Below are 14,332 nucleotides of genomic sequence, written 5' to 3'. Positions count from 1 at the left end.
GGGGCGCCCAAAGCCGAAAGCGCCAATTGACGTGGGGGGCCCGCCGGAGGCGGGTTGAAAAGAGTCGCCTGATCAGCCGCCCGACTTGAGCGCCTTCAGCCGGTAGAGCGCCTCGAGCGCCTCCCGCGGCGTCAACGCGTCCGGATCGAGCGCCTCGAGCGCCTCGAGCGCCTCGAGCGCCGGGTCGGGCTCCGCGACGCCCTGCGGCTTCGCGCGTGTGGCGGCGAACAGCGGCAGGTCGTCGATCATGCGCTCGACCGGCGAGGCGCGGTCGGCGGCCTCGAGCTCGTCGAGCACGGCGCGCGCGCGCCGCACCACCGAGGCCGGCAGGCCGGCGAGCTTCGCCACCTGCACGCCATAGGAGCGGTCCGCGACGCCGGGCGCGACCTCGTGCAGGAACACCACCTCGCCCTTCCACTCGGCGACCCGCACGGTCGCGTTCCTGAGCCTCGGCAGGCGCTTGGCGAGCGCCGTCAGCTCGTGGAAATGGGTCGCGAACAAGGCGCGGCAGCGGTTCACCTCGTGCAGGTGCTCGATCGCGGCCCAGGCGATCGACAGCCCGTCGAAGGTCGCCGTGCCGCGGCCGATCTCGTCGAGCACGACCAGCGAGCGCGGGCCGGCGGTGTTCAGGATGGCGGCGGTCTCGACCATCTCGACCATGAAGGTCGAGCGCCCGCGCGCGAGGTCGTCGGCGGCGCCGACGCGACTGTAGAGCCGGTCCACGACCCCGATTCTGGCCGAGGTCGCGGGCACAAAGGCGCCGGCCTGGGCGAGCACCGCGCACAGCGCCGCCTGCCGGAGATAGGTCGACTTGCCGCCCATGTTCGGGCCGGTGACGAGCTGGATCAGGCCGGCGGCGCCGTCCGGGGCCGAGAGCCCGACGTCGTTCGGCACGAAGGGCTTGCCGTCCCGCTTCAGCGCGGCCTCGACCACCGGGTGGCGGGCGCCTTCGAGCCGGAAGTCGAGCCCGTCGTCGACATGCGGGCGGACATGCGCGCAATCCACCGCGACCTCCGCGAGCCCCGCGGCGACGTCGAGCGCCGCGAGCGCCTCGGCGCAGGCGCGCGAGCTCTCCCAGCTCTCGGAGACCCGCGCGGAGAGGCGCTCGAAAAGCGCGAGCTCCATGCCCAGCGCCGTGTCGGCCGCCTCGCCGATGCGGCGTTCGAGGTCGCCGAGCTCGGTCGTGGTGAAGCGCATCGCCCCCGCCATGGTCTGGCGGTGCACGAAGGCCTCGGCGTGCGGGGGTTTGAGCAGCCGCTCGCCATGGCTCTGCGGGACCTCGATGAAATAGCCCAGCACATTGTTGTGCTTGATGCGCAGCGTCCGGACGTCGGTCGCCTCGGAATAGGCCGCCTGGAGCTGGGCGATCACCTTGCGGCTCTCGTCGCGGAGCGCGCGCGTGGCGTCGAGCTCGGCGTCGCAGCCGGCGCGCACGAAGCCGCCATCGCGCTTCAGCAGCGGAAGCTCGTCGGCGAGCGTGCGCCGGAGGTCGAGCGCAAGCGCGTGGTCGGCGTCGGCGAGCGCGCGGGCGATCCCTTCAAGCTCCGCCGGCGCCTCGTCGAGCGCCGCGAGCCTCAAGCCCAGCGCATGCGCGGCGTCGAGCGCGTCGCGGATGGCCGCGAGGTCGCGCGGGCCTCCGCGGCCGAGCGCGATCCTCTGGGCCGCGCGCGCGAGGTCCGGCGTCTCGCCGAGGGTCCTGCGGATCGCCCGCCTGAGCTCCGGCGCCTCGATCAGCGCCGCGACGGCGTCGTGGCGCTGCGCGATCGCGGCCGGCTCGAGCAGGGGACCGGCGATGCGGGTCGCGAGCAGCCGCGAGCCGCCGGCGGTGACGCAGCGGTCGACCGCGTCGAGCAGGCTCCCCTCGCGCTCGCCGGAGAGCGTGCGGACGAGCTCCAGATTGGCGCGCGTCGCGGCGTCGATCTCCATCACGCTCCCGCGGCTTTCGCGGACCGGCGCCTGGAGCGGCGGCCGCGAGGCGAGCTGGGTGCGCTCGAGATAGCCGACAATCGCGGCGGCCGCCGCGAGCTCCGGCCGCGACAGCGAGCCGAAGGCCTCGGTGGTCGCGACGCCGAAATGGCCGGCGAGCCGCGCCTCCGCTCTGGCCGGGTCGCTCAGATCGCGACCGACAGGGGTGACGGCCGCCCGGGTCTCGCCGAGCGCGCCGGCGAGCTCCTCGACCAGCTGCTCGGGGACCAGCACCTCCGCCGCGTCGAGCCGGGCGAGCGCGGCCCCGAGGCCCGCGGGCGCGACCTCGCCGACCGAAAAGGCGCCGGTCGACACGTCCACCGAAGCGAGCCCGAACGCGAAACCGCCATCCTCCGCGCGGCCGCGGACGAGCGCCGCCAGCAGATTGGCCCGGCGCGGCTCGAGCAGCGCATCCTCGGTCAGCGTGCCGGGGGTGACGAGCCGCACGACGTCGCGCCTGACGACCGACTTCGCGCCGCGCTTCCTGGCCTCCTTCGGGTCCTCGGTCTGCTCGCAGACCGCGACGCGATGGCCGGCCGCGATCAGCCGCTGCAGATAGTCGTCGGCGCGCTCGACCGGCACGCCGCACATCGGGATGTCCTCGCCGAGATGCTTGCCGCGCTTGGTCAGCGCGATGCCGAGCGTGCGGCTCGCCACCTCGGCGTCCTGGAAGAACATCTCGTAGAAGTCGCCCATCCGGTAGAACAGCAGGCTGTCCGGATTGGCGGTCTTGATCTCGATATACTGCTCCATCATCGGCGTCGGCCGCGCCGATGAAGCGAGGGCCGCGATCTCCTTCGGCCTCTCAGCTTCGAAACGATAGGAGGACGCCAAGCGCGAACGATCCCGATGTTGAGCAGCGGTCGGTGAAGACCGAAATCCCGAGGCGCGCGAAGGGCCGCCGGCGCCGGGGCGGAGAGCCGGACCATAGGCGAGTACGTCCCGCCGATCCAAGGCCCCGCCGCGGGCAGTAGACTCAAACGACCCGGGTCGGAAACAAAAGGCTTGCGGCAGGCGCGGCGCGCGCCAATGTCACCCTTCATCGGCGGCGGAGACTGGTCCCGCCTTTCGTCAACGAGGACCCCGCCTTGGCGAACAGAGACTCGCTGAACTGGATGCTGGCCGAGGCTGTGGAGAGCCTGGCTCGCGCGGAGCGCATGCACCGCCAAGTGTTCTCGCTCCGCTCGGCGACGCGTCAGGCGCCGGCATGGGAGCCGCCCATCGACATGATCGAGACCGAGCACGAGGTGTTGGTCCTGGTCGCGCTGCCCGGGGTCGACCCCGAACAGGTCGAGGCGACGATTGAGGACGGCGCGATGCTGGTCTCCGGACGCCGAACATTGCCTTCCGAGCTGCGCGACGCGGTCATTCATCGCCTCGAGCTGCCGCAGGGCCGGTTCGAGCGCCGCATCCCGCTGCCCGGGGGACGCTATTCAGGCGTGCGCCGCGGGGCGGCGCAAGGGTGCCTGGTCTTCAGATTGGCGAAATCAGGTCGAAGCGAAACGTGATGAGCACAGAAGACGAGACCAGCCGCGGCGTCGGAAATTCCGCCTCCCAGCAAGCGTCCGAGGAACGACAGCCGCCGCTTCCCTCCGACGGCCTGATCATTCTCCCGGTCCGGGGCGCCGTGCTGTTCCCGAACCTGATCGCGCCCTTCGCCATCGGCCGCCCGAGGAGCGTCGCGGCGATCCAGCAGGCTATCCGTGAGGAGCGGCAGATCGGCATCGTGATGCAGCGCGATCCAGAGGCGGAGGAGCCGGGGCCCGACGACCTTTATGGGGTGGGCACGGTCGCCAATATCGTCCGTTACATCACCGCACCCGACGGCTCGCACCACATCGTGGCGCAGGGCGTCGAGCGCATGCGCGTGCTTGACTACTTCCCGGGCACGCCCTTTCCCGTGGCGCGCGTTCTCCGTCTCCCTGAGTCCGAAACCCGCTCGTCCGAGATCGAGGCGCGGTTCCTGCATCTTCAGGGACAGGCGCTCGAGGCCGTCAATCTGCTGCCCCAAAGGCCGCCGGAGCTGGTGGCCGCGATCCAGTCCGCGGCGTCGCCTTCGGCGCTCGCCGACCTCGCAGCCGGCTACATGGACGTCTCAGCAGAGCGTAGGCAGGAGATCCTCGAGACGATCGATCTCGCGGCGCGGATGGAGAAGGTCTCGCGGCTGCTTGCCGAGCGAATCGAGGTGCTGCGCATCACCCAGGAGATCGGGCGGCAGACCAAGGCGTCGTTCGATGAGCGGCAGCGCGAGGCGGTGCTGCGCGAGCAGATGGCGGCGATCCAGCGCGAGCTCGGCGAGGGCGAAGGCAAGGGACGGGAGATCGCCGAGCTGAGCGAGGCGATCGCCAAGGCCGAGATGCCGAAGGAGGTCGAGGAACAGGCGCGCAAGGAGCTTCGCCGTTATGAGCGCCTGCCGGAGGCGGCCGGCGAGTCCGGCATGATCCGCACCTATCTCGACTGGCTGATCGAGCTGCCGTGGAAGGCCCCGGACGACAGGCCGATCGACATCGCCGAAGCGCGGCGCATTCTCGACGAGGATCATTTCGGGCTTGAGAAGATCAAGACCCGGATCGTCGAGTATCTCGCGGTCCGCAAGCTTGCGCCCAACGGCAAGGCGCCGATCCTGTGCTTCACGGGACCGCCCGGGGTCGGCAAGACCTCGCTCGGCCAGTCGATCGCCCGCGCGATGGATCGTCCCTTCGTCCGCGTCAGCCTCGGCGGCGTCCACGACGAGGCGGAGATCCGCGGCCACCGCCGGACGTATGTCGGCGCGCTGCCCGGCAACATCATCCAGGGTATCCGCAAGGCCGGGTCGCGTGGTTGCGTGATGATGCTTGACGAGATCGACAAGATGGGCCGCGGCGTGCAGGGCGACCCCTCCGCCGCGATGCTGGAGGTGCTGGACCCCGAGCAGAACGCGACGTTCCGGGACAACTATCTGGGGGTCCCGTTCGATCTCTCCCGCGTGGCTTTCATCGCCACCGCCAACATGCTCGACACGATCCCGGGACCCTTGCGCGACCGCATGGAGATCATCAGCCTCGCGGGCTACACGGAAGGCGAGAAGCTCGAGATCGCCTCGCGCTATCTGGTGCGCCGGCAGCTCGAGGCGAACGGCCTGACGGCGGAGCAGGCGGCGATCGATACCGAGGCGCTGCGCCTGATCATCCGCGACTACACCCGCGAGGCGGGCGTGCGCGGCCTCGAGCGCGAGATCGGTCGCGCGCTGCGCCACGCGGCGGTGACGATCGCGGACGGCAGCGCGACCGGGGTGCGGATCGGCGTCGACCGCCTCGTCGAAGTGCTGGGACCGCCCCGCTTCGAGAACGAGGTCGCGATGCGCACCAGCGTGCCCGGCGTCGCGACCGGACTCGCATGGACGCCGGTCGGCGGCGACATCCTGTTCATCGAGGCGACCCGCACGCCCGGAAAAGGCAGCTTCATCCTCACGGGTCAGCTCGGGGACGTGATGCGCGAAAGCGCGCAGGCGGCGCTCAGCCTGGTGAAGAGTCGCGCGGGCTCGCTCGGCGTCGATGCGAGCCTGTTCGAGAAGAGCGACATCCACGTTCACGTGCCGGCGGGGGCGACGCCCAAGGACGGGCCGAGCGCGGGCGTCGCGATGTACACGGCGCTCGCCTCGCTGCTCACCGACCGAACGGTGCGTAGCGACACCGCGATGACCGGCGAGATATCGCTTCGCGGTCTCGTCCTTCCCGTCGGCGGCATCAAGGAGAAGGTGGTGGCCGCCGCCGCCGCCGGGCTCAAGCGGGTCATGCTGCCCGCGCGGAACCGGCGCGACTGGGACGAGATCCCTCCGGACGCGCGGGATCGGCTGGAGTTCATCTGGCTGGAGCGGGTGGATGACGCGATCGAGGCCGCGCTCGACCCGGTCGAGCACGAGGCTGCGGCGGAGTAGGGCGTCCTGCGTTCAGCTCGCCAGGTCGGCGACCACGGCGTCGAGCACGGGGAAGCCTTCCGGGGTGACGCGCAGGCGGTCGCGGCCGAGGCGCTCCACCATGCCGTCCATCACCAAGTCGTCGATGCGGCGCTCGTCGATGCGACGGCCCGAGAGGCGGTGGAAACGCGCGAGGTCGATGCCTTCCTTGAGCCTCAGGCCCATCACCAGGAACTCGTCGCCCTGCGCCTCCTGGCTGAGGCCCGCGTCCATCACCAGGCCCGAGCCGTCCGCTTCCACAGCAGACGCCCAGAGCTCGGGATTGCGCTCGGTGGCGAGCTCCCGACGGACGCCGTCGACCACCAGCCGGCCATGGGCGCCGGGGCCGACGCCGGCATATTCGCCATAGCGCCAGTAGACGAGGTTGTGCCGGCTCTCCGCGCCAGCCCTTGCGTGGTTCGAGATCTCGTAGGCCGGCAGTCCTGCGGCCTCGCAGGTCTCCTGGGTCGCGTCCCACAGCGCGCGGGCCGTCGCCTGGTCGGGCGTCCGGATCTTTCCGGCCCTGTGCATCTCATAATAGGGCGTGCCCTCCTCGATGGTGAGCTGGTAGAGCGACAGGTGCTCCGTGCCGTAGGCGATCGCCCGCCCGAGCTCCTCGCGCCACGCCTCTGGCGTCTGGCCGGGCCGGGCGTAGATGAGGTCGAACGAGATTCTGGGAAAGATCGACTGCGCGAGCGCGACCGCGGAGAGCGCCTCGTCGACGGTGTGCAGGCGTCCGAGACGCGCGAGATCGTCCGGCTGGAGCGACTGCACGCCGAGCGAGACGCGGTTGACGCCGGCGGCGCGGTAGCCGCGGAAGCGGTCGGCCTCGACGCTGGTCGGATTGGCCTCGAGCGTGACCTCGACGCCCTGGTCGACGCTCCAGCACCCGCCGATCGCGTCGAGGATGCCGGCGACCGTCTCGGGCAGCATCAGCGAGGGCGTGCCGCCGCCGATGAAGATCGAGCTAACGGTCCGTCCCGGCGCAAGCCCCGCCATATGGGCGATCTCGCGCCGGAAGGCGGCGAGGAAGCGCGGCTCGTCCCAGCCCATGTGGCGGACATGACTGTTGAAGTCGCAATAGGGGCACTTCGCGGCGCAGAACGGCCAGTGGACATAGACGCCGAAGCCGGGCTCGCTCATCTCGGCGGGCCTTCCGGATAGAGCGCCGCCATCAGCTCGCCGAAGGCGCGCGCCCGGTGCGAGAGGCCGGAGGCCCGGCCCGCCGCGTCCCACGCCACGCCGTGCTTCTCCTCGGCCGACATCTCGCCGAAGGTGCGGTCGTGGCCATCGGGCAGGAAGATCGGGTCGTAGCCGAAGCCGAGCTCGCCGCGCGGCGGCCAGACCACGAGTCCGGGGACCGAACCCTCGACGTCGAGCGCCTCGCCCGACGGAAAGGCGAGCGACAGCGCGGCCACGAAGGCGGCGCGACGGTCCCCCGGCGCTGTCGCGCCGCGGTCCTGCAGATCCTCCTCGACGCGCGCCATCGCAGCCGAGAAGTCCTTGTCCGGCCCCGCCCAGCGCGCCGAGAACAGGCCGGGCGCGCCCCACAGCGCATGGACGCAGAGCCCAGAATCGTCCGCGAGCGCCGGCAGCCCGGAGGCGACGGCGGCGGCCTCCGCCTTGATGCGGGCGTTCTCCGAATAGGTGGTCCCGGTCTCTTCCGGCTCCATCAGGCCGAGTTCGCCCGCCGAGGTCAGCTCGAGCGGGAAGGGCGCCAGCAGTTCGCGGAATTCGCGGAGTTTGCCGGAATTGTGGGTCGCGATGACCAGGCGCGGACCGAGGGGCGGCAGGGTCATGAGAACCTCACCCCCGATGTTCCGGCCTTGAGCCGGGACCCATTGGCTTCGACCGCCGCAAGAGAGAGCGGACGATTTCGGCTTGCCTCGCGCCGAATGGATCCCGGCTCAAGGCCGGGACATGAGGAGCAGCCCGCTCTCACGCGACCGCCATCTTCTGCAACTCCACCAGCTGGCCGCAGCCCGCTTTGGCGAGCCTCAGCAGCGCCATGAGCTCGTCCTCGGAGAACGGCGCGCCCTCGGCCGTGCCCTGCACCTCGACGATGCCGCCCGATCCCGTGAGGACGAAATTGGCGTCGGTCTCGGCGGTCGAATCCTCGGCGTAGTCGAGGTCGACCACCGGCACGCCCTTCACCACCCCGCACGAGACCGCCGCGACATGGTCCTTCAGGGCCTCGCCCTTCAGCATGTCGCGCGCCTTCATCCAGGCGAGGCAGTCATGCAGCGCGATCCAGGCGCCGGTGATCGAGGCGGTGCGGGTGCCGCCGTCGGCCTGCAGCACGTCGCAGTCCACGGTGATCTGCCGCTCGCCCAGCATCCGGAGGTCGACGACGGCGCGCAAGGAGCGGCCGATCAGCCGCTGGATCTCCTGCGTGCGGCCGGAGGGCTTGCCGCTCGTCACCTCGCGGCGGGTGCGCTCGTGGGTGGCGCGCGGCAGCATGGCGTATTCGGCCGTGACCCAGCCGCGGCCCTGGCCGCGCAGCCATCCCGGCGCCTTGTCCTCGAGGCTCGCGGCGCACAGCACATGGGTCTCGCCGAACTTCACCAGGCACGAGCCCTCCGCATAGCGCGCGACGCCGCGCTCCAGCGACACGGGCCGCATGGCCTCCGGGCTGCGGTTCGACGGACGAATGGTCATATGATGGCTCGCACGAAAGGTCAGTCGGGGAACGGCGCCCCTTCTGCCCCCGCGCGGCGCCGGCCGCAAGCAGCAGCGCTTGATCCGCGCCCGCTATACCGCGATCCTGAGGGCCATGACGATCGAACGACCCATCCCGGACGTCCCGCCCGTCGGCCTCGCGGCGCTCGACCGGCGCTCGCGCGACATCTTCCGGCGGATCGTCGACGGCTATCTCGCGACCGGCGAGCCGCTCGGCTCGCGCAACCTCTCGCGCCTGCTCTCCGTCTCGCTGTCGCCCGCCTCGGTGCGCAACGTGATGGCGGACCTCGAGGCGCTCGGCCTGATCTACGCGCCGCATGTGAGCGCCGGCCGGCTGCCGACCGAGCTCGGCCTGCGCTTCTTCGTCGACGCGATGCTGGAGATCGGGGACCTGTCGCCCGACGACCGCTCGGCGATCGAGCGGCAGATCTCGGGCGCGAACCATCCGCGCTCGATGGAGGAGATCCTGACAGATGCCTCCGGGCTGCTCTCGGGCCTGTCGCGCGGCGCGGGCGTCGTCGTGGCGAGCAAGCAGGACCCGTCGATCAAGCACATCGAGTTCGTGCCGCTCGAGCCCGGCCGCGCGCTCGCGGTGCTGGTCGGCGGCGACGGCTCGGTCGAGAACCGGCTCGTGGCGCTGCCGGCGGGGCTGCCGTCCTCGGCGCTCATCGAAGCCTCGAACTTCCTCAACGCGCGGATGCGCGGCCGCACGCTCGCCGAGGCGCGCTCGGCGGTCGAGGAGGCGCTCGCCGCAGCCGAAAGCGAGATCGACGTGCTGTCGGCCCGCGTCGTCGAAGCCGGGCTCGCAAGCTGGGCCGGAGGGGGAGGCGAGCAGCCGCGCCAGCTCATCGTGCGCGGCCAGGCCAACCTGCTCGAGGACCTCAAGGCGCTCGAGGACCTGGAGCGCGTCCGCCTGCTGCTCGATGACCTCGAGAGCAAGAAGGACGTGATCGAACTGCTCGGCCGCGCCGAGAGCGCCGACGGCGTGCGCATCTTCATCGGGTCGGAGAACAAGCTGTTCTCGCTGTCCGGCTCCTCGATGATCGCGGCCCCCTTCCGCGACGGCGAGAAGAAGATCGTCGGGGTGCTGGGCGTCATCGGCCCGACGCGGCTGAACTATGCCCGCATCGTGCCGATGGTGGACTACACCGCGCGGGTGGTGGGCCGGCTGATCGGGCAGGGGTAGGCGGGCTCTCAAGCGCCCCCCTGTGGTTTTGAGTGCGCCTGGGGCGACCTGCTGCGTGCTTCGAGACGCGCCTTCGGCGCTCCTCAGCATGAGGAGCGTTGGAGGACGCCAAAGCGCAAACCTCCCTCATGCTGAGGAGCCGTCCTTCAGGACGGCGTCTCGAAGCACGCAGCACCTCCGTGCGACCTCACGGCCTCAGGCGCCGGTCAGCACCAGGTCGTCACGGTGGATGATCGCCGGGCGGCCCTTGAAGCCCAGAATGCCCTCGATCGCGGCCGAAGGTTTTCCGCGCAGACGTTCGGCGTCGCCGGAATCGTAAGAGACGAGGCCGCGCGCCACCTCCTCGCCGTCCGGCGCGCGCACGATCACGGCGTCGCCGCGCGAGAAATGGCCCTCGATCCGCACGATCCCGGCCGGCAGCAGCGAGCGGCCGCGGTTGAGCGCGGAGGCGGCGCCGGCGTCGACATGGATCGCCCCGCGCGGCGCCAGCACCCCGGCGATCCAGCGCTTGCGCGCCTGCGCCGGGCTCTCATGCGGCAGGAACCAGGTGCAGCGCCCGCCGGCCTCGACCACCGAGAGCGGGTTCTCGACATGGCCGGAGGCGATCAGCATGGTCACTCCCGCGCCGGTCGCGATGCGCGCCGCCTCGATCTTGGTCTTCATGCCGCCGCGCGAGAACTCCGAGGCCGCGCCGCCGGCGATCGCCTCGATGGCCGGCGTCACGCGCTCGACCACCGGGATCAGCGTGGCGGACGGGTCGCTCGCCGGCGGGGCCGTGTACAGACCGTCGACGTCCGACAGCAGCACCAGGCAGTCCGCGCTCGCCATCGAGGCGACGCGCGCGGCGAGCCGGTCATTGTCGCCGTAGCGGATCTCCTGGGTCGCGACCGTGTCGTTCTCGTTGACGATCGGCACGGCCTTGAGCGCCAGCAGCCGCGCGAGGGTCGCGCGGGCGTTGAGATAGCGCCGCCGCTCCTCGGTGTCGCCGAGGGTCAGCAGGATCTGGCCTGCGCTCAGGCCGTGCGCGCCGAGCGCCTCGCTCCAGGCGCGCGCCAGGGCGATCTGCCCGACCGCCGCGGCCGCCTGGCTGTCCTCGAGCCGCAAGGGTCCGCGCGGCAGCTTCAGCACCGTGCGGCCGAGCGCGATCGAGCCGGATGACACCACCATGATCTCCGCGCCGCGCGCGGCGTGCCGGGCGAGATCGGCCACGAGGCCGGCGAGCCATTCGGCCTTCAGCCGGCCGGCGTGCTGGTCGACGAGCAGCGCCGAGCCGACCTTGACGACGATGCGGCGGAAGGAGGCGAGGGAGGGGGTCACGGGACGGGTCAAAGGCGGACGGTGGATCGGACGTCTCGCCTTTGAACAGGAGCCGAAGGCCGTCGCAAGAGCCGACAGCCGGACCGAGGCGTCGTGCGACAGCATGGACCTCCAAACCGGTCGCCGAGCGAGACGCGTATTATCAGTCGACAATCTTCAATGTCGGAAGCAAAGCGTAATAGCCTTGTCGTTTTGGCCGTTATAATCTAGCCGACGCGTGCTTGGCGGAGGTGAATACATGTCTCGCAGGCGCAGGATATTTGTCTTCGCGGCGGCGACGACGATCGCCGCGACCTTCGGCTCGGCCGCTTGGGCGGGCAAGCTCATCGAGTTCCCCAACATGCGGGGCTTTTCCATCGGCATCCCGTCGTTTCCCTGGCCGCTGTTCTTTCCGAAGCCCGACATCGTCCCCGGCCTCGGCTGCACGGCGACCCAGGCGGCCTATGGCGAGGCGCCCGTGCAGTGCCACAGGGATTTTGCGCCCTCGAACGACGAACCGTCGGTCGGGTTGTTCAACAGCCTGCCCCTGTTCAATCTCGGCGCGACGACGGATCCCGGCGAGCCCTCGCCGGGCGGCGCGATGAAGAAGTCGCTCTGGACGACGATCAGCCTCCCCAAGGCCGGCCGGGTCGTCGTGCACAGCTTCGGCTCCACGATCGACACCGCGCTCGCGGCCTATAGCGGCAAGAAATATTCGGACTTCCGGCGCGTCGCGTTCAATGACGACACGCCTGTGGCGGGGCTCGGGTCGAAGAACGGCCTCATCCAGTTCGACGCCAGGGCGGACCAGACATATTTCGTGCAGATCGGCAGCCCCAGCGGGGCCGAGGATGACATCGCGCTCGCCGTGACGGCGTTCCCGCCGCGCGGCGGCCTCACGGCCTATCTGGCCGAGGCCGGCGGCTCGCAGATGCAGGGCCGCAAATACGTCACCAACTTCCCGCGCTTCTTCGCGCCGGTCTTCCTGCTGCACAACAGCATGGACGAGCCACTGCGCGTCGAGGCGTCGAGCGATCTCGGCCGCGGCTTCCGGGCGCCGGCCGACATCACGCTGGCGCCCGGCGAGGCCAAGATCGCGCGCTTCACCGTGACCGACGGTTTCGACGCCCAGACGCCGCGGGCGATCTCCGGAGCCTTCACGTTCACCGGCCGGATCGCCGGCAAGGTCGCGACCGTCGCGAAACATCCGGCGCTCGTCGTGGTCAAGGATTTCTCGGGCGGGAACACGCTCTCGGTCACGGTCGACGCCCACGCCCGCGGCGCCCGCGACGGCGAGGCCAGCATGTTCCTTGCGACCGTCAAGAACACGGCCAAGACGCAGGCCTTCGGGTGCCATGTGAGCGCCGAGACGTCCCAGAGCCTGTCGGCCTTCTGGCGGGCGGTCGATCCGCAGGACGAGGCAAAGCTCGGCAAGCCCGACGAGCCGTTCTCCATCCCGCCCGGCAAGTCGCGCAAGGTGCTGGTCGCCGTCCGCTCGCACGGCTCCTATTTCGCCGAGCCGTTCTCGATCAACGAGGTCAGGATCGGCTGCGCCAACGCCGACGTCGCGACCGACGACGTCAGCGCCAAGATCGACGTGACGGCGCGCGGCCAGTTCGAGCCGGCCGACATCGTCGCCGGGCGGCTCTCGCCGCGCAGCGGCACGGTCGTGGTCCCGGAGGGGCGGGCCGAAACCGTCCGCTTCGTCGCGCGCAATCTCGGCGCCAAGGCCAAGGTCACCGCGCGCGCGAACTTCGCGGCGCCGTTCGACGATCCCGCCAATTCCCGCTTCACGGCGACGATCTGCCAGACCGACGCCAAGGGCGTCTGCAAGAAGGGCCCGACGCCGAGCGTCGAGTTCCAGGCGGTCCCGCAGGAGCCGGTCTATTTCAAGCTGTTCGTGACGGCGCCGGACGTCGATCCCGGCTTCGACGCCGACAGGCGGCGGATGGTCCTGGTCTTCGAGCAGCCGCAGGGCGGCGATCTGACCGGCGACCAGGCGATCGGCGCGACGAGCTTCGCCGTGCGGAAGAAGTAGCGCTAATGCGCCGAGCGGCTCAGGGCCGCCAGCTTTCCTCGACCAGTTTCGGCATCGCCTCCGCCTCGTCGAGCGCCTTGGCTTCGTCGATCACCGCGAGAAGCTTGCGCAGCGTCTCCTGCACCTGCTCGCCCGAGGCGGCTGACAGCAGGATGGGCGCCTTCTTCGCAGCCCGCTTGAGCCGGGCGGCCTGCTCCTTGCGGAGTTCCGGCGACAGCGCGTCGGCCTTCGAGAGCGCGACGATCTCGGGCTTGTCGGCGAGTCCGGCCCCGTAGGCCTCGAGTTCCCGCCGGATGGTCTTGTAGGCCTCGCCCGCATGCCCCTGCGTGCCGTCGACGAGGTGCAGCAGCACGCGGCAGCGCTCGACATGGCCGAGGAAGCGGTCGCCGAGCCCGACGCCCTCATGCGCGCCCTCGATCAGGCCGGGGATGTCGGCCATCACGAACTCCCGCCCGTCGACGCCCACGACGCCGAGATTGGGCTCGAGCGTCGTGAACGGATAGTCGGCGATCTTGGGCTTCGCGGCCGAGACCGCGGCGAGGAAGGTCGACTTGCCGGCGTTCGGCAGGCCGACGAGGCCTGCGTCGGCGATCAGCTTGAGGCGCAGCCACACCCAGCGCTCCTCGCCCTCCTGGCCCGGATTGGCGCGGCGCGGGGCCTGATTGGTCGAGGTCTTGAAACAGGCGTTGCCAAAGCCGCCATTGCCGCCCTTGGCCAGCGTGATCTTCTGCCCGACCTCGACGAGGTCGGCGAGCAGCGTCTCCTCGTCCTCGTCGATCACCTGGGTGCCGACGGGCACCTTCAGCACCGCGTCGGCGCCGTTCGCGCCGGTGCGGTTCTTGCCCATGCCGTGGACGCCGGTCTTCGCCTTGAAATGCTGCTGGTAGCGGAAGTCGATCAGTGTGTTGAGGCCCGCGACGCACTCCACGATCACGTCGCCGCCGCGCCCGCCGTCGCCGCCGTCAGGGCCGCCGAACTCGATGAATTTTTCGCGCCGGAACGAGACGCACCCGGCGCCCCCGTCGCCGGAGCGGATGTAGATCTTGGCCTGGTCGAGGAATTTCATCGGTCGTCTTTCAGTTCGGCCCGCGCAGTGGCGGCGCTCTTTATCATGTAGACTCAGACAACGCCGCCCTCATGTCCCGGCCGGGAGCCGGGACCCATTCGGCTCAACCTCGCCGGACAGCGCGCGCGACTCGAAGTTCTTTCCTTCGACGGCGGCGCAGGATGGGTC

10 protein-coding genes are annotated in these 14,332 nt (G+C 70.6%); 4 read left to right on the top strand and 6 right to left on the bottom strand.

The window, feature by feature from the left end; genetic code table 11:
- Nucleotides 1-72 precede the first annotated feature (72 nt).
- On the bottom strand, nucleotides 73-2,721 hold the full coding sequence (mutS, locus tag EK403_RS01765) for a DNA mismatch repair protein MutS (RefSeq protein WP_128775887.1): 2,649 nt from the start codon (nucleotides 2,719-2,721) through the stop codon (nucleotides 73-75).
- A gap of 332 nt (nucleotides 2,722-3,053) precedes the next feature.
- On the opposite strand from mutS, the gene EK403_RS01760 reads away from it, so the two are divergent.
- Nucleotides 3,054-3,473, top strand: coding sequence for an Hsp20/alpha crystallin family protein (locus EK403_RS01760; protein ID WP_128775776.1), 420 nt, complete (start codon nucleotides 3,054-3,056; stop codon nucleotides 3,471-3,473).
- Nucleotides 3,473-5,881: an endopeptidase La gene (lon, locus tag EK403_RS01755; RefSeq protein ID WP_128775775.1), complete on the top strand. Its 2,409-nt coding sequence runs from the start codon at nucleotides 3,473-3,475 to the stop codon at nucleotides 5,879-5,881. Before EK403_RS01760 ends, lon begins: the two co-directional genes overlap by 1 nt.
- Nucleotides 5,882-5,893: 12 nt before the next feature.
- Here lon and hemW read toward each other — a convergent pair whose 3' ends face one another.
- The 3 genes from hemW to rph all read right to left on the bottom strand — a co-directional run bounded on the left by hemW (nucleotide 5,894) and on the right by rph (nucleotide 8,551).
- Nucleotides 5,894-7,042, bottom strand: a complete 1,149-nt coding sequence (gene hemW / locus EK403_RS01750) for a radical SAM family heme chaperone HemW (RefSeq protein ID WP_128775774.1) — start codon at nucleotides 7,040-7,042, stop codon at nucleotides 5,894-5,896.
- Nucleotides 7,039-7,698, bottom strand: a complete 660-nt coding sequence (rdgB, locus tag EK403_RS01745) for an RdgB/HAM1 family non-canonical purine NTP pyrophosphatase (RefSeq protein ID WP_128775773.1) — start codon at nucleotides 7,696-7,698, stop codon at nucleotides 7,039-7,041. Before rdgB ends, hemW begins: the two co-directional genes overlap by 4 nt.
- Nucleotides 7,699-7,837: 139 nt before the next feature.
- The gene (gene rph / locus EK403_RS01740; protein ID WP_128775886.1) at nucleotides 7,838-8,551 is read right to left on the bottom strand and encodes a ribonuclease PH; all 714 of its coding nucleotides are present in this window, start codon (nucleotides 8,549-8,551) and stop codon (nucleotides 7,838-7,840) included.
- 121 nt (nucleotides 8,552-8,672) lie between these two features.
- Between rph and hrcA the strand changes: the two genes are divergently transcribed.
- On the top strand, nucleotides 8,673-9,764 hold the full coding sequence (gene hrcA, locus EK403_RS01735) for a heat-inducible transcriptional repressor HrcA (RefSeq protein ID WP_128775885.1): 1,092 nt from the start codon (nucleotides 8,673-8,675) through the stop codon (nucleotides 9,762-9,764).
- Between the two features lie 195 nt (nucleotides 9,765-9,959).
- On the opposite strand, the gene proB is transcribed toward hrcA, so the two are convergent.
- Nucleotides 9,960-11,081 (bottom strand): glutamate 5-kinase, encoded by a 1,122-nt coding sequence (gene proB / locus EK403_RS01730; protein WP_245479450.1) that lies wholly within the window; start codon nucleotides 11,079-11,081, stop codon nucleotides 9,960-9,962.
- A gap of 238 nt (nucleotides 11,082-11,319) precedes the next feature.
- Here proB and EK403_RS01725 point away from each other — a divergent pair, with 238 nt between their 5' ends.
- The gene (locus tag EK403_RS01725; protein WP_128775771.1) at nucleotides 11,320-13,098 is read left to right on the top strand and encodes a hypothetical protein; all 1,779 of its coding nucleotides are present in this window, start codon (nucleotides 11,320-11,322) and stop codon (nucleotides 13,096-13,098) included.
- Nucleotides 13,099-13,117: 19 nt separating this feature from the next.
- Here the strand turns inward: EK403_RS01725 and obgE are convergent, their stop codons facing one another.
- Nucleotides 13,118-14,164, bottom strand: a complete 1,047-nt coding sequence (obgE, locus tag EK403_RS01720) for a GTPase ObgE (RefSeq protein WP_128775770.1) — start codon at nucleotides 14,162-14,164, stop codon at nucleotides 13,118-13,120.
- Between the last annotated feature and the right edge of the window lie 168 nt (nucleotides 14,165-14,332).

The sequence above is a fragment of the Hansschlegelia zhihuaiae genome, from assembly GCF_004103825.1.
Taxonomy (GTDB): Bacteria; Pseudomonadota; Alphaproteobacteria; order Rhizobiales; family Methylopilaceae; genus Methylopila; species Methylopila zhihuaiae.
This window is presented reverse-complemented; position numbering and strand designations above follow the sequence as displayed.